Origin of the sequence: Paraburkholderia sp. WS6 (genome assembly GCF_030464835.1) — a bacterium.
Classification (GTDB): Bacteria; Pseudomonadota; Gammaproteobacteria; order Burkholderiales; family Burkholderiaceae; genus Paraburkholderia; species Paraburkholderia madseniana.
In genome coordinates, this window is record NZ_JALQCK010000050.1 from 20,332 (window position 1) to 38,877 (window position 18,546).

General features: G+C 62.8%; 15 protein-coding genes and 1 tRNA gene. 3 read left to right on the plus strand and 13 right to left on the minus strand.

What is annotated here, in order from left to right:
• The first annotated feature begins 239 nt into the window (after window positions 1-239).
• A complete protein-coding gene (locus tag M0D64_RS38230; protein ID WP_266261477.1) occupies window positions 240-1,895 on the plus strand; it encodes a Na+/H+ antiporter in 1,656 nt (551 codons plus the stop codon).
• A gap of 88 nt (window positions 1,896-1,983) precedes the next feature.
• On the opposite strand, the gene M0D64_RS38235 is transcribed toward M0D64_RS38230, so the two are convergent.
• The 7 genes from M0D64_RS38235 to M0D64_RS38265 form a co-directional block, all read right to left on the minus strand.
• Window positions 1,984-3,291, minus strand: a complete 1,308-nt coding sequence (locus M0D64_RS38235; RefSeq protein WP_266261478.1) for a solute carrier family 23 protein — start codon at window positions 3,289-3,291, stop codon at window positions 1,984-1,986.
• Window positions 3,292-3,418: 127 nt separating this feature from the next.
• On the minus strand, window positions 3,419-4,984 hold the full coding sequence (locus M0D64_RS38240) for a methyl-accepting chemotaxis protein (RefSeq protein ID WP_266261479.1): 1,566 nt from the start codon (window positions 4,982-4,984) through the stop codon (window positions 3,419-3,421).
• A 430-nt stretch (window positions 4,985-5,414) separates the two neighbouring features.
• Complete coding sequence (locus M0D64_RS38245) at window positions 5,415-6,029, minus strand: DUF2239 family protein (protein WP_266241938.1); 615 nt, start codon at window positions 6,027-6,029, stop codon at window positions 5,415-5,417.
• 180 nt (window positions 6,030-6,209) lie between these two features.
• A complete protein-coding gene (locus M0D64_RS38250; protein WP_266261480.1) occupies window positions 6,210-7,721 on the minus strand; it encodes a sensor domain-containing diguanylate cyclase in 1,512 nt (503 codons plus the stop codon).
• Window positions 7,722-7,929: 208 nt separating this feature from the next.
• Window positions 7,930-8,631, minus strand: a complete 702-nt coding sequence (locus tag M0D64_RS38255) for an NAD(P)H-binding protein (RefSeq protein ID WP_266261481.1) — start codon at window positions 8,629-8,631, stop codon at window positions 7,930-7,932.
• Between the two features lie 134 nt (window positions 8,632-8,765).
• Window positions 8,766-9,641, minus strand: coding sequence for an SDR family NAD(P)-dependent oxidoreductase (locus M0D64_RS38260; RefSeq protein ID WP_266261482.1), 876 nt, complete (start codon window positions 9,639-9,641; stop codon window positions 8,766-8,768).
• Window positions 9,642-9,698: 57 nt separating this feature from the next.
• Window positions 9,699-10,271, minus strand: a complete 573-nt coding sequence (locus M0D64_RS38265; RefSeq protein ID WP_171925095.1) for a TetR/AcrR family transcriptional regulator — start codon at window positions 10,269-10,271, stop codon at window positions 9,699-9,701.
• A 464-nt stretch (window positions 10,272-10,735) separates the two neighbouring features.
• Between M0D64_RS38265 and M0D64_RS38270 the strand changes: the two genes are divergently transcribed.
• A complete protein-coding gene (locus tag M0D64_RS38270) occupies window positions 10,736-12,460 on the plus strand; it encodes a methyl-accepting chemotaxis protein (protein WP_266261483.1) in 1,725 nt (574 codons plus the stop codon).
• A 98-nt stretch (window positions 12,461-12,558) separates the two neighbouring features.
• Here the strand turns inward: M0D64_RS38270 and M0D64_RS38275 are convergent, their stop codons facing one another.
• Complete coding sequence (locus M0D64_RS38275; RefSeq protein ID WP_266261484.1) at window positions 12,559-14,769, minus strand: xanthine dehydrogenase family protein molybdopterin-binding subunit; 2,211 nt, start codon at window positions 14,767-14,769, stop codon at window positions 12,559-12,561.
• Between the two features lie 2 nt (window positions 14,770-14,771).
• Window positions 14,772-15,233: a (2Fe-2S)-binding protein gene (locus M0D64_RS38280; RefSeq protein ID WP_266261485.1), complete on the minus strand. Its 462-nt coding sequence runs from the start codon at window positions 15,231-15,233 to the stop codon at window positions 14,772-14,774.
• A 186-nt stretch (window positions 15,234-15,419) separates the two neighbouring features.
• Here M0D64_RS38280 and M0D64_RS38285 point away from each other — a divergent pair, with 186 nt between their 5' ends.
• The gene (locus M0D64_RS38285; RefSeq protein WP_154558853.1) at window positions 15,420-16,364 is read left to right on the plus strand and encodes an AraC family transcriptional regulator; all 945 of its coding nucleotides are present in this window, start codon (window positions 15,420-15,422) and stop codon (window positions 16,362-16,364) included.
• Window positions 16,365-16,497: 133 nt separating this feature from the next.
• On the opposite strand, the gene M0D64_RS38290 is transcribed toward M0D64_RS38285, so the two are convergent.
• The 4 genes from M0D64_RS38290 to M0D64_RS38305 all read right to left on the minus strand — a co-directional run bounded on the left by M0D64_RS38290 (window position 16,498) and on the right by M0D64_RS38305 (window position 18,417).
• A tRNA-Ala gene (locus M0D64_RS38290) sits at window positions 16,498-16,573 on the minus strand.
• 88 nt (window positions 16,574-16,661) lie between these two features.
• Entirely contained in the window at window positions 16,662-17,012 is a 351-nt protein-coding gene (locus tag M0D64_RS38295) for a c-type cytochrome (RefSeq protein ID WP_266261486.1), read from the minus strand.
• The gene (locus tag M0D64_RS38300) at window positions 17,009-17,803 is read right to left on the minus strand and encodes a BON domain-containing protein (protein ID WP_266261487.1); all 795 of its coding nucleotides are present in this window, start codon (window positions 17,801-17,803) and stop codon (window positions 17,009-17,011) included. The genes M0D64_RS38295 and M0D64_RS38300 overlap by 4 nt, the downstream gene beginning before the upstream one ends.
• 26 nt (window positions 17,804-17,829) lie before the next feature.
• Window positions 17,830-18,417, minus strand: a complete 588-nt coding sequence (locus M0D64_RS38305) for a phosphoheptose isomerase (protein ID WP_097390968.1) — start codon at window positions 18,415-18,417, stop codon at window positions 17,830-17,832.
• Between the last annotated feature and the right edge of the window lie 129 nt (window positions 18,418-18,546).

The window sequence follows — 18,546 nt, forward strand, 5'->3', positions numbered from 1 at the left end:
GATTGCACCGATGAACGAGCCGATGCGCCGCGCGGGGGCGCAGCGCGCACCGTTTAGGTGCATCACCTTACCTGGACGCTTGCCGACCGGGCTCGCGGGACCTTGTCGGGTTAACAATGGCGTGCTGCAGCGTCGGGCTAAACTTCGGCCTTGTGCCTCACGCACGCCTCGCGATCGATACGCGGCGACATCGTCGACGATCGCAGAGGAAGCACCGCTATATCTCCAGAAATAGACCGATGGATATTGTCTTTACCGTACTGATTCTTTTGCTCGCCGTCGCAGCATCCGGCATCGTGACGCGGATGCTGCGGGTCGCCTTGCCGCTGCCGCTGGTCCAGATCGCGATCGGCGCCTTGCTCGCATGGCCGAGGCTCGGGCTGCACGTCACCTTCGATCCGGAAATTTTCATGATGCTGTTCATTCCGCCGCTGCTGTTCGCGGATGGATGGCGAATCCCGAAGCGCGAATTGTTCATGGCGCGCCGCTCCATCCTGATGCTCGCGCTCGGCCTGGTTTTCATGACGGTGCTGGCAGTCGGCTACTTCATCCATGCGCTGGTGCCGTCGATCTCGCTGCCGGTCGCGTTCGCGCTTGCCGCGGTGCTGTCGCCGACCGATGCGGTGGCGCTGACCGGTATCGCCGGCAAGGGCAAGATTCCTGGGCGGTTGATGCATATCCTCGAAGGTGAGGCGTTGATGAACGACGCGTCGGGCCTTGTCGCGTTGAAGTTCGCGATTGCCGCGGCGCTGACGGGGGTGTTTTCGCTGCGCGACGCGTCGATCAGCTTCGTGATCATCGCGGTCGGCGGTCTCGCGACGGGCGCGGCGGTGAGCTGGCTGTTCAGCTTTGTGTCCGCGCATTTTCTGAGTCTTAACGAAGAAGGCGATCCGGCACCCGGTGTGGTGATGACGCTGCTAATTCCGTTCGCCGCGTATCTGATCGCCGAGCGCTTCGAGTTCTCGGGCATTCTTTCCGCGGTCTCAGCCGGCATGATGATGAACTACGCGAACATCGCGAACGCCGGGCCGGTGTCGTCGCGCGTGCGCGGGAACAGCACGTGGACGATGATCGAATTCGTCTTCAACGGCATGGTGTTCATTCTGTTGGGGCTGCAGTTTCCGCACATTCTCGGCCGCGCGCTGCTTGACGCGCACGAGACCAGCGATGTGGAGGTGTGGCGCTTGATCGGCTACATCGCCGCGGTGGCGGCGGCGCTCTACGCACTGCGCTTCGTGTGGGTGTGGTTGCTGCGTTGGTTCGCGAGCCGCGGCGCGGCGAAGCACGGCATGGCGAGTGCCGTGCCGGGGTTGCGCACGGTAACCGTGACGACGGTGGCCGGCGTGCGTGGCGCGGTGACGCTGGCGGGCGTGTTGTCGTTGCCCGAGGTGTCGCCGGGTGGTACGCCGTTGCCGGGGCGGGACCTTGCGATTTTCATTGCCTCGGGCGTGATTCTGCTGTCGCTGCTGGTGGCCGTCGTGGCGTTGCCGCTGTTGTTGAGCGGCTGGCGGCGGGGTAAGGATCCGCATGCGGCGGAGGAGGCGATGGCGCGCACGTTGGCGGCGCAAGCCGCGATTCGCGCGGTTGACGAAGTGCACGACAAAGATTGCGCGGATCTGGATGAGTCGGCCTCGGCATACGCGGCGGATGTCACCGCGCGAGTCATGGACATTTATCGACGACGGCTCGCCACACTGGAAGACGAACAGGAGCCACGTGAACTGGCACGCCGTGCCGATGCGCTGGAATTCCGGATGAAGTTGGCGGCGATGCGAGCCGAGCGGAAGGTACTGCTTGCGCTGCGCAATAGTCAGGCAATCAATGACGAGACTTTGAACAAGCTCATGCGCGAGGTGGATCTATCGGAGACGGCGCTGACCGTGCGGAAGCGATAGAGGTAGCAGTCAGCGTTACGACGCGGCGATGGCCTTTCTCTTGATCGCTTGAACTCTCGATCACAAGAAAGGCCATCGCCCAGGCCAATCAGGCCACCGGCCCCTGCGCCGGCTTTCTTCTCAGGAGCGCGTACAAAATGATCGCGCCGAAGGTCGCGGTACCGATCCCGCCGAGCCCGAACCCACCGAGCTTCAACGAAAAATCCCCAGCGCCAAGCACGAGCGTTACCGCCGCCACGATCAGATTCCGGTTGTCGGAGAAATCGACCTTATTCACGACCCAGATGCGCGCGCCAGTCACGGCAATCAACCCAAACACAACAATCGACACGCCCCCCAGCACCGGCCCCGGAATGGTCTGAATCACCGCGCCGAACTTCGGCGAAAAGCCCAAGACCAGCGCAATCACCGCGGCAATCACAAATACCAGCGTCGAATAGATTTTGGTCACGGCCATCACGCCGATGTTCTCGGCATACGTCGTCACCCCCGTGCCGCCGGCAACGCCAGACAGAATCGTCGCGAGTCCGTCGCCGATAAATGCACGGCCGACATAACGGTCGAGGTTCTGACCGGTCATCGCGCTCACCGCCTTGATGTGCCCAAGATTCTCAGCAACAAGAATCACCGCGATCGGCGCAAGCAAGGTCATCGCCTGCATGTTGAAAACGGGCGCCGTGAACTGCGGCATACCGAACCATGCAGCGTTCGCCACAATCGCAAAGTCGATCGGCTTGCCCATGCCGAGACCATTCGTGACGATCGCGTAAATCACGTACGCCATCAGCAAACCGACCAGAATCAGCAAACGCTGCAGCATGCCGCGCGCAAACACCGCGACCGCGCCGACGCACAGCACCGTCACCAGCGCCATCCACGAGTCGAAGTTGCTCCCGCTCACGCCATGCACCGCGATCGGCGCGAGATTCAAGCCGATCACGCAGACGATCGCGCCCGTCACCACTGGCGGCATCAGCGTTTCAATCCAGCGGGTGCCGACCGCCGACACGATCAGGCCAATGATCGCGTACACCACCCCGCACGCGATAATCCCGCCCAACGCCACCGGAATGTTCATGTTCGGACCGTGGCCGCCATACCCCGTCACCGCGATCACCAGACCGATGAATGAGAAACTCGAACCGAGATAGCTCGGTACGCGCCCACCCACAAGGACGAAGAACAACAACGTGCCGATCCCCGACATGAAGATGCACAGGTTCGGATCGAAGCCCATCAGCAACGGCGCAAGCACGGTGGACCCGAACATCGCGACAACGTGCTGAATACCCATTGCAAACATCTGCGGCCACGCGAGACGCTCGTCGGTGCCGACAATGCGGCCCTCGGCAGCGTTCGGCTGGGCGCGCCAGCGTGGGAAATAGGAATCGGCCATGGCGGGGGTTCTCCTCTGTCGGCGTTTTAGTGGACGGCGCAGCGAAACCGCGCCATCTGGGAATTACGCGCGAGTGTACGGAGAGGCACCAGGCCTGGCAAGGGCGGCAAAAAGCGCGCAATGAGCGCTACGCGCGCCGCGTGTCCAGCGAGAACACCGTCACCGCCGCTTGCAACTGCCTGGCCTGGTCCGCCATCGACGCCGCCGCGGCCGCCGCCTGCTCGACCAGCGCCGCGTTCTGCTGGGTCACGTCATCCATCTGCGCGACCGCGCGGTTCACTTCCTCGATGCCGGTGCTTTGCTCCTGTGACGCAGACGAGATCTCACCCATGATGTCGGTCACGCGCTTCACCGCATGCGTGACTTCCGCCATCGTCTGACCGGCCCGCTCGGCCAGTTCGGCGCCGCTGCCCACGCGCGCCGTCGAGCTCTCGATCAGCTCCTTGATTTCCTTGGCCGACACCGCGCTGCGCTGCGCGAGTGAACGCACTTCGCCCGCCACCACCGCAAAGCCGCGGCCCTGCTCGCCAGCCCGCGCCGCTTCGACGGCGGCGTTCAGCGCGAGAATATTGGTCTGGAACGCGATCCCTTCGATCACCGCAATGATGTCGGTCATGCGCTTCGAGCCGGCCGCCAACTCGCGCATCGTTTCGACCACATCGCCGACCAGGCCGCTGCCGCGCGCCGCCACTTCCGACGCGCCGTGCGCGACACCACCCGCCTGCTGCGCGTTCTCGGCATTCATCTTCACCGTCGACGTCAATTCCTCCATGCTCGACGCGGTTTCCTGCAATGCGGCAGCCTGCTCTTCCGTGCGTTGCGACAGATCGGTGTTGCCCTGCGCGATCTCGCCCGAGGCCATCAGGATCGATTCGCTCGACTCGCTGATACCCGAGACGATGCCCGCCAGCCGCTCACGCATATTGCTCAGCGCGAACAACATGCTGTGGGTATCGCCCGCACGGGTGTCGACGCGCACGCTCAGATCGCCATCGGCGATGCGGTTGGCGATGTGCATCGCGTAATCGGGTTCGCCGCCGAACTGACGCGCAAGGCGTCGTGCAATCACCGTCGCGAGCAAGGTGCCCACCGCGATCGCGCCCAACACCAGCGCGAGCATCACAATCCGCATGTGCTGATAGTTGGCTCCCGCCTCCTGCTGCGCTTCGTTGGCTTGCTGACGGCGATAGTCGATCAGCGCCGTGATGCGATCGCGCAGCGCCTCGCTCGACGCAATCGCGCGGCGCACGAGTTCGTTGTTGTCGACGCCGGCCGGAATCGGTTCGAGACCGATCTGCTGATGCACGATGCCCTCCCACACGGCCGACTTGCGCAGCACCTCGTCGAACATCTCCTGACCCTTGGCTGTAGCGATGGTCGCGCGATACTGATCGTAGGCGCCGTGCATCTCCTTGAGCGACGCGACGATGCTGTCCTTCAACTTTTGACGGCCGGCGTCGTCGGCGGCGTAGCCGAGATTCGCGGCGGCAAGATCGGAATCGATCTTGTGACGGTTCGCCTCTTCCATCCAGTAGAGGCCGTTCATGTGCTGGTCGCAGATGGCGTCGGTAATGGCATGCATCGACGACAACGTCTTCAGCGAAGTCCCGCCGATCACGACGCAGAACCCGATCACGACGGCGAACGCCAACAGCAGCTTCCTGAATACGGTCATGCGGTCAAACCACTTCATCTCACCATCCTTCACAAGTCCTAAGGGGACGCTCGCGCCGCTGCGTCATGGCAAAACATTTCGCCATTTTTCAGATACGTGGCGACGCTCCCACCTCTTTTACGGCGTGCGTAACAGAGACTTGATGCGATAAATGGTGGGCATAACCGGGACAGGATGATGTAAGGAATGCCTGGCGCACAGGTCCGGATCGCTACGTCGACGCGCTTTGCATGTCGGCGCAATGATTGGGATTTGTCTGATATATGGGGATGAGCCGAGCTTTTAGACTTTGTTTGTTGCGTTCACCCCCATGAGCGCACGTGATGTTGATGTAACTCTCCGACTTTCCGCTCACGCTCCCCGGCGTGAGCGGCTTTTTTTTTGTCCCTACGTTTCGTTGGTCGGCGCACTCGCCAGTGCGTCCGGTGCGTTCGATACGCGGTTGAATTTATGGATGCGTAACGAGCGCACCTTGAGCAAGCCGCAGCGTGTGATCGCGCACATCCTCCGGCCATGCCGCGACGATCCCGTCAAAGCGCGTCCGATCGTCGGCATAGAGCGCGCGTGTCGCATCTTCGTAGTCAGGCAGATTGCCGGCGATCGCGGTCATGAAGCGATACACCGCTTCTTGCGCTGCGCGTTTGCGGTCCTTGTCCTCGCCCGCAAGCCGCGCCGCGTCGACCAGTTTGCGCAGCGCGACCGAAGCGCCACCCGATTGCCCATTGAGCCAATCCCAATGACGCGGCAGTAACGTCACCTCTCTCGCCACCACACCGAGCTTGGGCCGGCCGCGGCTGCGCGGGGTGTCGTCTTCCCCGGCGTCAGCGGTTGGTGCGGGTTGTTCGCCGGGCGCCCCGCTTGCCAGCCGCGCCAGAATCTCTTCAGGCGTACCGCGCAAATCAAACTCGACCGGGCGACTCGTGACGTCGTCGAAAACCAGCACGGGCGCCTGTTCACCGCGCGCCAGCACTTCGCGTATGGCGAGCGCCACCTCGGACAAGGAGCCCGAGGCGATGCGGCGGTGCCCCTCGAAGGCGGTGCAGGTTACAGGGTGGGGGGTCATGACAAACTCCAGAAAGATGAATTTGTCGAATTATACCCGGGTATAAATTAAGCGCAACATATTACCCGGGTGAAATTATTCAGAGCAGCGCACGCGATAGGTTCTGCGCCAATCAGCGCTGGCCCGCTGCTCGAACTCGGTGCGGCCCACTAACCGGCACGCCTGTGAAATCGCCTTGCCTCATTGCGCCGGCGACGCCACGGCACTCCGCCGATCCGCCCGCGCCGCCACCGGGTAGCAAAGCACGCGGTTGCGGCCGGCGTCCTTGGCCTCGTAGAGCGCCTCGTCCGCGGCGTTGACGAGTGCGCGGCTCGTCGCGAATACCTGGCGGCCGGTGCAGGCAATGCCGATGCTGATGGTCAGCACATGGTGCGAGCTCGCGACGTGGCGAAGTTCGAGCGCCTGAACCGCGGCGCGAATTTTCTCGGCGATGGCCGTCGCCCCGGTTTCGTCGGTATCCGGCAAGAGCACAGCGAATTCTTCGCCACCATAGCGCGCAGCGGTATCGCCCGGGCGCCGCACGTTCTGCGCGATGCAGCGCGCGACGGCGACGAGCGCATCGTCGCCGGCCGAGTGGCCGTATAGATCGTTGAAGCCCTTGAATGTATCGACGTCGATCAGCAGCATCGACAACGGCCATTCGTTACGTTGCGCGCGGCGCCACTCCTCTTCCGCATGTTCCTCGAACGTGCGGCGATTGTTCAGGCCGGTCAGCCCGTCGGTACGCGCGAGCACGCGCAACTCTTCTTCGGCCGCGCGGCGCTGCCGCAGTTGCTGCGAGAACAGGAGAGCGAGCGCAATGATCACCACGTCGAGCGCCGCGATCAGCGTACCGATGATCCACGCGCGACGCCGCCACTCCACATAGATATCGCGCGTGGAGAGCGCCACGTCGAGAATCAGCGGATACATATCGATATGGCGGAACGCGTACCAGCGCTCGACACCGTCGATCGCCGCCGTGCCGAAGAAGTCCCCGCTCGGCTGCAGAAGGAAGCGTGAGTAGTTCGCGGTGCCGGTCAGGCTCCGGCCGATAATTTTCGGATCGTAGGGGCGCCGCATCAGCATCGTGCCGTCGTTCAGCATCAGCGCCATCGACCCGCCCGCGCCGAGATTCATGCCGGCGAACAGGTGTCTGAAGTAAGTGAGCCGCATCGTGCCGACCACCACGCCGCCGAAGCTGCCGTCCGGCCGCGAGATGCGCCGGCTCAGCGCAATGCTCACGTCCTTACCGTGTACCTTGGGTATGAACGGATGGCTGACATACAGGCCGACATTGGGAGAGTCGCGCTGAACGCGGAAGTATTCACGCTCGGCGAGATTGAACGCGCGCGGAGGCGTGGATTGCGAATCGAAGACGATGTTGCCGGCCGCGTCGAGTACGAGAATCGAACCCAGGTCTTTTGCGCTGGCTGAGCCGTCGAACAGCACCATCTGGCGGATCGCCGGCGGCAAGTCCAGCACGCCAGGTTGTTTCAAGCCTTCAATGACGGCCCGCAGCGACAGATCGTAGATCTCGAGATTGCGCGACACGTCGCGTTCGACCAGCAGCGAAACGTTGAAGACCGAATCCTGCGCGCGCCGCAGCGCGTCATCGCGCATCTGCGCCAATACCCACACCGCAATCGCGAGGATCGCGCTGGCCAGCACGATACTGATGGCAATCACGATGTTCGGTCGGCGCGTCACCATGAGCGTTTCATTCGAGCATGCGCTGACCTACACGCGTGGAGGTGTTGGCCGCGTCCGGAAGGCGCGTCCCGTGAAACGGTAGCCTACCAGACGCTGAGGCGCGTCGAATGAGGGAAAAGACAGGTTTTTGGCGGATTAAACGAAATTTTTCGACTACGGGACGTCGCGGGCCGCGGGGCGGCGCGCGGACGTCACCCCAGCCGGGCGCTCAGCCCGCGTGCAGATCGAGCGCCGGCTCGGATGCGGCGCGGCTGAGCGCACGGAGATCGGCAACCTCGAGCACCGCTTTGGCGGCACCATGGCGCGCGACCTCCAACATCGCCAGGCCGATGTCTTCGGTGCTCAGAATGTGGTTGGGAAACAGCGCGCGCAGCGTCGACAGAAGCGGCCTCGCCACCGTATAGAACAACCGGTACGAGCGAGTTTTCGAAACAGCGCCGTTCAGCGGCTCGATCACACCGGGCCGGAACAGGTAGACGGCCTTGAACGGCAGCCGTAGCAGCGCATTCTCCGTCCGGCCCTTGACCCGCGCCCACATGGTACGGCCGTGTTCAGTGCTGTCGGTGCCCGCACCTGACACGTAGACGAAAGTCATCTGCGGATTAAGACGGGCAAGCGTCTGCGCAGCGGCCAACGTCAGGTCGTAGGTCAGGCGCGCATACTCGGCCTCCTGCATGCCTGCCGACGAGACGCCCAGACAGAAAAAGCACGCATCGAAACCCTTCAGCGACTCTTCCACCGCCCGGTAGTCCATCAGGTCCGGCTGAATCAGCTCGTTCAAGCGCGGATCGAGCTGGCCGGTGCGGGTGCGGCCAACCGTCTGGACTACCTCGACATCAGGCGCGCGCAGGCATTCGCGCAATACGCCCTGCCCGACCATGCCGGTCGCGCCGAATATCAGAACCTTCATGATGCGTGCTCCATGATCGCGCCCGGCCAGCGCGCATTGGTCAAACCTTCGAATATGTCCCACAAGCGGGCGGTGACCGCTTTGTCCTGAGCGTGGCGGGCGATCTGAGCGTCGCCCGTCCGCCGCATGCGCGCTCAGGCTTTCGCCGATGCACCCGGAAAGGCCGGCAGCGGTGTTGGCGCGGAGAAATCGATGGCCGCGCTGACTGCTCGCCATGCTTCGGCGGCTGCAGCGCGCGCCTTGTCAGCTTCGCCGGCGAAATGCAACGCATCACTGCCCAGCAAGAGATGCGCCGGCAACGAATCGTGATACGCGAGCTTCAACACCACTTGCGCAACCTTTGCGGGATCGCCGGTTTCCTGGCCGACGTACTGGGACAGCATATCCGTGACGGCGCCGACCGACGGCACATAGTCCGGCAGCAATTCCGGCGCCTCACCCATCGCCCCGGTACCCCACTCCGTTTTCATGCCGCCTGGTTCGAGCGCAGTGACGTGGACGCCGAACGGCGCGAGTTCCTGGCTGATCACCTCAGTGAATCCGCCGACCGCCCACTTCGCGGCCTGATACGCGCTCAAACCCGCGATCCCGACACGGCCACCCACCGACGAAATCTGGATCACGTGGCCGGATCGCTGCTTCCGCAGCACCGGAAGCGCCGCACGCGTGACGTTAACCACACCATAGAAGTTGGTGTCGATCTGCGCACGAAAATCGTCTTCGGTCGTTTGCTCGAACGGCGCCAGATGACCGAAGCCCGCGTTGTTGACGACCACGTCGAGCCGGCCGAAAGCATCGACTGCGGCCTGCACCGCCTCGCGCGCCGCGGCCGGATCCGTGACATCCAGCGCAACCGCGCGAACCTGCTCGCCGTAGCGCGTCAGCAGATCGGCCAACTGACGCGGATCGCGTGCCGTAGCAACCACCCGCTCACCGGCAAGCAACGCCGTTTCGACAATGTCGCGCCCAAGCCCGCGGGCACTTCCCGTAACCAACCAGACCTTCGACATAATGCGCTCCTTACATTTAATTGAGCATGTACGCGCTCATTAATAAGACAAAAAAATTTAGTTCTGGGCAATCGCGTGCCAGAACGCCTCAAAGCCGGCCTTGCGATAACGGTCGGTATTGGCCGGTTCGCGAGCGATGAAATCCATGGTGGTTTCGGCCAACGCCGCCATGATTGCCGACAGGAAAGCCGGCGGATGATCACGCAACGCGCCGCTCGCCACGCTTGCCTGAATCATTGCGTTGATGTCTGCGAAGGACTCCATGCCAGTTGCACGCGTGCAGTCGGTCAGACGCTCCGACACGGACAGTTGTGCCATTGCCCGGCGTTTTTGCGGTTGCGCCACGCCCCAGTCGACAAACCTGTTCCAGACGTGCTGGACGCGCACGCGCACGCTGGCTTGCGTCGGATAGGTCGTCATCATCACTTCGCGCAGCTCCGCCTTGATGTCCAGGTAGAGCTGGTTCAGCAGCTCGTCCTTATTGTCGAAGTACGTGAACAGCGTTCCTTCAGCCACGCCCGCGACTTTTGCGATGCGCGCGGTGGGCGCGGCCAAACCCTGCTCGGCAATCACCTCAGTTGCAGCGCCAAGGATAGCGTTGCGTTTGTCTTCGCTTTTCGGACGGGCCATACAGTTCGCTTCGACTACAAACAATTAATGAGTGATTGCTCAATCATATCCGCAGGTGATCACTTGTTCAAGCCATTTTTCATTGCCTGATGCTGGCCAGCAGGTCATTGGCTCGGACACACGCCGGAAAGTGAAATGAATATGTAAGATTCATGTTTTCATCATGCGCCCAAATATATTCAAATCAACAGAAAATGATGCGTTCTTCGCGCATCGTACGCAAGCTTAGTAGAGAAATACCCGAGATTTCTTAAGTCTGTAAGAATCCGATCCGATAACCAGTAAATGGGATACCGATTTATTGCCGGACGTTCGACGTACTCGCGGGATGCGTCTTAGGGAAGGCACGATGGGTAAACCGCGCGGGGCTGCCACGATGGTCGGCAGTCAGATAGACGCTCCCATGCCCGGACCTGAGAGTCCATTGCGAACACTTCAACGTTTCGTTATTGGAGAAAAAAATCGTGACACTCAAGAACCTCACCATCAAGACCAAACTCATTGCCGGCTTCGGCATGCTGTCTCTCATTGTCGTCGCGGTTTCCGGCCTTTCCCTGAAGGCGCTGAGCGATTCGACCGAGGGGTTTTCCAACTTCGTCCACGGCATCAACGCACGCGCCGATATGGCGGTGCAGGTTCGAACCGCCGTGGACCGCCGAGCGATCGCGGCGCGCAACCTTGTGCTCGTGAGCAAACCCCAGGATCTCGAAGTAGAGAAAGCCGACGTGACGCGCGCTCACGAAGACGTGCAAACCGACCTGAAAAAGCTCAACGACATGATCGCTAGCGCGACCGATACGTCGGAGAAAGCACGCAGTCTCGTCGCCGAGATCAATCGGGTCGAAGCGGCTTATGGTCCGGTTGCCCTCAACATCGTCAATCTCGCGCTCACCAACAAGCGGGACGAAGCGATCGTCGAGATGGACGAGCATTGCCGGCCGCTGCTCGCCGCGCTGATTCGCGCGACCAACGCGTATGCCGACTACACGCGCTCACGCCAGGAACAACTGGTCAACGAGTACACGGCGCATTACGAAAACCAGCGCAATCTGCTGATCGCGATCTGCCTTATCGCGCTGGGGCTCGCCGTCGGCGCATGCGTGGTGATCACGCGTGCAGTGACGGGGCCGCTGCGTTTTGCGATCGACGTCGCGCGTACGGTGTCGGAAGGCGATCTGCGCACGCGCATCACGGTCGAGGGCAGCGACGAAACCAGCAAACTGCTGACCGCCCTGCGCGAGATGAATGAACGGCTAACGGTGACCGTCGGACGAGTGCGCGACAGCAGCACCAGCATCGCCGGCGCGGCACGTCAGATCGCGGCGGGCAATATGGACCTGAGCCAGCGTACCGAGCAGCAGGCTGCTTCGTTGCAGGAAACCGCTTCCAGCATGGAAGAACTCACCTCCACGGTTAAGCAGAACGCGGACAACGCGCAGCAAGGCAGCATGCTGGCTGCGAATGCATCGTCGGTGGCACAAAAGGGTAGCGAGGTCGTCGGGCAGGTGGTGAACACGATGCACGACATCAGCGACAGCTCGACGAAGATCGCGGACATCACGGGCATCATCGAAGGCATTGCGTTCCAGACGAACATCCTCGCGCTGAACGCGGCGGTCGAAGCCGCGCGTGCGGGCGAACAGGGGCGGGGTTTCGCGGTGGTCGCGAGCGAAGTCAGAAGCCTGGCTCAACGTTCGTCGAGCGCGGCCAAAGAGATCAAGGACCTGATCGCCACTTCCGTGGACAAGATTCGCGACGGGTCCGCGCTTGCCGGCGAGGCAGGCAAGACGATGACTGAAGTGACTCAGGCAGTCGCACGAGTCACCGACATCATGTCGGAGATCGCGGCGGCCTCGACCGAACAAAGCCGTGGGATCGAGCAGGTCAATCTGGCGATTACGCAGATGGACAACGTCACGCAGCAGAATGCGGCTTTGGTGGAAGAGGCTGCAGCGGCTTCGCGGTCGATGGAAGACCAGGGGGAACAGTTGACTGACGCCGTGGCGTTTTTTCAGGTGAAGGATGCGGCGGCTGCGGTAGCGGCGGCTCCGGTTCGGCGGGAGGCGCCGCGGCGCGAGGTGGCGGCGGCTGTTGCGGTTGCTCCGAAACGCGTTGCACGGGCTACGGCCGTTGCGCCGGTTAATGCACTTGCTACTGCGGCTGTAGATGACGGGTGGGATAAGTTCTGATCGGATCGTTCTGATTCGGGAAAGCGCCACGCTCCCGCATGACAAGCACGCGGGAGCGCAGTTAATCACGACGCTGCGCGTCGTCTTAGGTCAGCCCGTCAGGCAGTCTTTTCCGAAGCGGCAGGAAACGGCAGCGAGTGAATCCGCCTGCCGGTGGCCGCGAAGATCGCGTTCGCCACCGCCGGCCCGACCGGTGCGACACCCGGCTCGCCGACACCCGTCGGCGCTTCGCCCGACTGCACGATATGCACCTCGACCTTGGGCATCTCCGCGAACCGCAGCACCTGGTAGCCGTCGAAGTTGTTCTGCTCGACCTTGCCGTCCTTCAGCGTGATCGCGCTGTGCAACGCCGCGCCGAGACCGAAGCCGATGCCGCCTTCCATCTGTGCGGCGATGACGTCGGGATTGATCGGGGTGCCGCAATCCACTGCACAGACGACGCGCTCCACTTTCACGTTACCGTCCTTGTCGACGGAGACTTCCGCGACTTGCGCGACGAACGTCTTGAACGCCTCGGCTACCGCGATGCCGCGCCCGCGACCTTTCGGCAACGGTTTAGCCGGGTCCCAGCCCGCTTTCTGCGCGGCGAGTTCGAGCACGGCCTGCATGCGCGGTTCATGCGCGAGCAGATCGCGGCGGAAAACGAACGGGTCCTTGCCCGCGGCGTGCGCGGCTTCGTCGATGAACGCCTCGACTGCGAATGCCGTGTGCGAGCTGCCGACCACCCGCCACCACAGCACCGGCACGCCGGTCTGCGTGGTCGTCAGTTCGACCGAGATGTTCGGAATCGCGTAGGCCACGTTAGCGGCCCCCTCGACGGACGTCCCGTCGATCCCGTTCTTGACCATCACGCTGGCGAACGGCGTGCCGGCAAGAATTGACTGACCGACGATGCGATGCCGCCAGCCGACGAGCTTGCCGTCCGCGCTCAGGCCCGCGTCGAGCTTGTGGAAGTACATCGGCCGGTAGAGGCCACCGTGGATGTCGTCCTCGCGGGTCCACTGCAGCTTGACCGGCGTGCCGTTCGCGCCCAGCGCCTTCGCGATCGACACGGCCTCGACGATATAGTCCGACTGGGTGTTCGCGCGTCTGCCGAAGCTTCCACCCGCATACAGCGTGTGGATCTTGACCTGCTGCGGATCGAGCCCCGCCGTATGTGCGGCGTTGGCCTGGTCGATGGTCTGAAACTGGTCGCCGGCCCAGATTTCGCAACTGTCAGCGGTGAGTTTGACAACCGCGTCGAGCGGTTCCATCGGCGCGTGAGCGAGATACGGGAACGCATAGCTGGCGGAGATTTTCTTCACCGCGCCTGCGAGCGCCTTCGTCGCATCACCGTCTTTTCGGGCGGACATGCCGGGCTGTTCGGCGAGCTGCCGGTATTCAGCCATGATCGCGTCCGAGCTGCGCTTTTCGGCCTTTGAATCGTCCCATTCGACCTTCAACGCATCGCGGCCCTGCTTCGCCGCCCAGAAACCCTTCGCGACCACCGCGACGCCACCCGGCACTTGCACGACCGAGACGACGCCGGGCACCGCTGTCGCGGCCGACGCATCGAACGACTTGACCGTCGCGCCGAAGAGCGGCGGACGCTGCAGCAGTGCGACCAGCATGCCTGGGAATGTCACGTCGAGCGTGAACTGCGCGGTGCCGTTGGTTTTCGGCGGCACGTCGACGCGCGGCAGTTGGTGGCCAATCAAACGAAAATCCTTCGGCGACTTGAGCGTGACCGTGTCCGGCACCGGCAAGCGGGCCGCGGCCGACGCGAGCGAACCGTAGGTCGCGGTCCGGTTCGTGGCCGCGTGATGAACGCTGCCGTCGCGCGTCGTCAGCTCGGAGGCGGGCACCTGCCACTGCGCAGCGGCGGCCGAGACCAGCATTGCGCGCGCTTTCGCGCCAGCTTCGCGCAATTGCATCCACGAGTTGGCCATCGCCGAACTGCCGCCCGTGCCCTGGATCGTGCCGAACGCGAGATTCGCATAGCGCTTCGCATCGGCGGGCGCGCTTTCGACACGCACGTCCTGCCAGTTCGCATCCAGCTCTTCCGCGACGATCGTCGCGATGCCGGTGTACGCGCCCTGGCCCATCTCGACATGCTTCGCGATGACCGTGACGCTGTTGTCCGGCGCGACGCGCAGAAACGCATTGGGCGCGAACGTCGCGTCGGGCATCGTGGCGGCGAGCGCGCGGCGGCCCGTGCCCGCCCATTCGAAGCCGATGGTGAGACCGACTGCCGCGAAGGCTCCGGCTGCTTTCAGGAAGGTCCGGCGCGACGGGCGTACCGCATCCGTGAGATCGAGATCGGTCGTCATGGTCAGGCCTTCAGGGTGGCAGCGGCTTCGTGGATGGCCGCGCGAATGCGGGTATAGGTCGCACAGCGGCAGATGTTGCCGTTCATCGCGGCGTCGATGTCGGCGTCAGTGGGCGTGGCGTTATGTTCGAGCAAGGCTGTCGCGGACATGATCTGTCCGGACTGACAGTACCCGCACTGCGGCACCTGAAGCTTGACCCATGCGGCCTGAATGGCTTTTGCGGGCCGGCTTTCAATGCCTTCGATAGTCGTGATGCGCTTGCCCGCGATAGCCGCAAACGGCAGCACGCACGAGCGGGTGGCCTCGCCTTCCAGATGAACCGTGCAGGCGCCGCATTGCGCCATGCCGCAGCCGAACTTCGTGCCGTGCAGGCCCGCGTCCTCGCGGATCGCCCAGAGGAGCGGCGTGGTGGGATCGGCATCGAACGTAACGTTCTTGCCGTTGAGGACAAACGATGTAGACATGGAACCTCTCCGTGGGGAAAGCCCGGACTTGGCGCCGGGTGTACGCGGCAGTGTGTACCGACTGCCTGCTGTTGCGCTTACACAATCCTGCAAATTTATTGAACAATGCTGCAAATCCAGCAGGCCAGCCGCGCTTGCCCGGCAGCGGTTGGGTATGCTCGATTCCGTCCACGGATTTTCATGCGCATGAAACAGCATTCCTCCCGGCCCGATCCTTCGGCGGCACGCGAAACCGCGCGCCGCGAACTCGCCGCGCTCATCAGCCGCTTCGCGCCGACGGACGGCACCCATCAGACGGCGATCCCGTCGCTCACGTTCTATCGCTACTCGCAGCCCGTGGATCTCGGTTGCGGCGTGACGAACTCCGCATTCGTGTTCGCGGCGCAGGGCGCCAAGCGGGTCATGGTCGCGGGGCAGGCGTACGTCTACGATCATCTGCATTGCCTCGTGACGTCCGTCGATCTGCCAGTGATGTCGCGGGTGACGCGGGCGTCGCCCGACGCGCCTTATCTGTGTGTGAAGTTCTCGCTCGATCCGCAGCGGATCGTCGAACTGGCGACGCAACTGCGTCTGCCTGAACCGGATGCCGCGTCGGCAGGCGAAGGCATCGCTGTGGCCACGCTGTCGGCACCGGTTTTCGATGCTGCGCTGCGACTCGTACGATTGCTCGATACTCCGGGTGACATTCCGGTACTCGCACCGCTCATCGAAAAGGAATTGCTCTACCGGCTGATGACGAGCGAGCAAGGGAAACGGCTGCGGCAGGTCGCGGTAAACGGGAGTCAGACGTACCGGATCGCGCGGGCAATCGAGTGGATCCAGAATCACTACACCGAGCTTTTGCGGATGGAGACGCTGGCACAGGCGGTGAACATGAGCGTGTCGTCGCTCCATCATCACTTCAAGAACGTCACGACACTGACTCCGCTGCAGTATCAGAAGCAACTGCGGCTACATGAGGCGCGCAGATTGCTGCTGCGGCATAGCGGAGATGTCGGGTCGGTTGCGGTCCGGGTCGGGTATGAGAGCCCTTCGCAGTTCAGTCGCGAATATAGCCGGCACTTCGGCGCGCCGCCGCTTCGCGACATCGCGCAGTTGAGGCGTTTGGATGGGGTGGAGTTTCGGGAGTAGGGGCAAGTCGTATGCGCGACATCTCCCTTTGGGGGTGATGGGGGCGATTGGATTTCGTTAGAAACAGAAAACCCCGCAAGCCTTCCGGCTGCGGGGTTTTCGGACAATCTCGGACAACTTTCGATGTGATCTTTGGTGGAGAGGAGGAGGATCGAACTCCCGACCTTCGCATTGCGAACGCGACGCTCTCCCAGCTGAGCTACCCCCCCAACGTGCAAACAATTCTAGCACAGGCATTTTGCGTTTTGCCAAGCCCCCGCGGCGGTAAAACCCGGAGGCAAAACGGGCGGCAAAACATCACTTCGACGGCGCCCCAGCCAGCACCCAATCCACTACCGTGCGGATGTCCGCATCGCTCATTGATTGATGCGCCGGCATCGGAATCATGCCCCATACGCCGGAGCCGCCGTCCTTCACCTTGCGCGACAATTTCGACGGCGCTTGCGCATCGCCCTTGTACTTCGTAGCGATCTGCTGGAACGACGGACCGACCAGTTTGCGGTCCACCGCGTGACATCCCATGCAGGCATTCGAGTTAGCAACGATCTGACCACGCGGTGCATCGGCCGCACGCGCTGAAGAGGCAAAAGCGCCGGCCAACGCGCTAGCCGTCAACATCGCGACAACGAAAGCAACGCCCCGCGTCATGGCGTCGTCGCCTTCGGATTACCCGGATGCACCGCGTTCGAATTGCTGACCGGCGCCGGCGCCTGCTGATCGAGCGGACGCGAACTCACCGATGAATCGGGGATCGCACCGACAGTCGGCGCGCTCGCGTCCGGCTGCGAAGCGGCAACCGGTGCGGTCGCCGCTGCCGCGGCAGCCGCCGCCGCTTCCTGCGGCTGAATGTACTGGAACACCTTCACGACCTGCGTCACACCCGGCACGCGGCTCGCGACGTCGGCGCCGCGATTGCCTTCGTCCATCGTGACAAGCCCCATCAGATACAGCGAACCGCGCTCGGCCACGACCTTGAAGTTGTTCGCCGAAATGTTCTTCTCGGCGATCAGCGCGGTCTTCACACGCGTTTCCAGGTACGTATCATTGGTGCGCGACGAGAACGAGCTGGCCGGCATGATCGCCAGTTCGTTGACGATCGTGTTGACGTTGTTCAAGCCACGCACGATGCTCTCCGCGCGTTGCTTCGAGACGTCACCCGCCACTTCGCCGGTCAGCAGCACGCGGCGGTTGAACACCGTCACGTTGACGTGCGCGTTGTCGGGCAAGTTCTGGCTGATCTGCGACAGCGCCTTCACCTGCAACTCGCGATCCTCGGTCTGCGCGCCGAGCGTGCGCCGGTCGGTCGCCACCAGCGCGCCGCCGCCCGCCGCGCCGGCAACGGCGAGAAAGCAACCCTGCAACGTCGCGGACAGTCCCGCGGCGAACCCGACCACCAGCACGGTTCTCACCAGTGTCTTCTTGACGCGGAATACGCTCATCAACTAGCTCTCCTTCGGAATCAATGTCAGTCTTCGCCCAGCAACATGGCATCGATGCCGTCGCACAGACAATGGATGGTCAGCAAATGCACTTCCTGAATACGCGCGGTGCGATCGGACGGCACACAAATGTGAATATCGGTATCGCCCAGTACTTCCTGCATACGGCCGCCGCCTTTACCGGTCAGCGCGACCACGATCATTTCGCGTTCGTGCGCGGCCTCGATCGCGGCCAGCACATTGGCGGAATTGCCGGACGTGGTGATCGCCAGCAACACATCGCCTGGCTGGCCAAGCGCCCACACCTGCTTCGAAAAAATCTGCTCGAATGAGTAATCGTTGGCGATGGCAGTGAGCACGGACGTGTCGGTGGTCAGCGCAATTGCCGGCAAGCCCGGGCGCTCACGCTCGAAGCGGCCGATCAGTTCGGCGGCGAAATGTTGCGCGTCGGCCGCCGAGCCGCCGTTGCCGCACGCCAGAATGCGGCTGCCGTTGGCAAGCGCAGCGAACATCGTGTCGATCGCAGCGGCGATCGGCATCGACAGGGTTTCGAGGGCTTCGAGTTTGACTGCCGCACTGTCGCGGAAGTGTTGTTGAATGCGTTCGACTGACATCGAGTCTCTATTTTCTACCGCGAATGGACCGCAATGCGCGGCCGTGTTGTGAAGTCGTATTGCGAAGTCGTGCCGCTTCGGTGAACCATGCCGGCAACACAGTGCGGATGCGCAAAAACATCGCGAAAT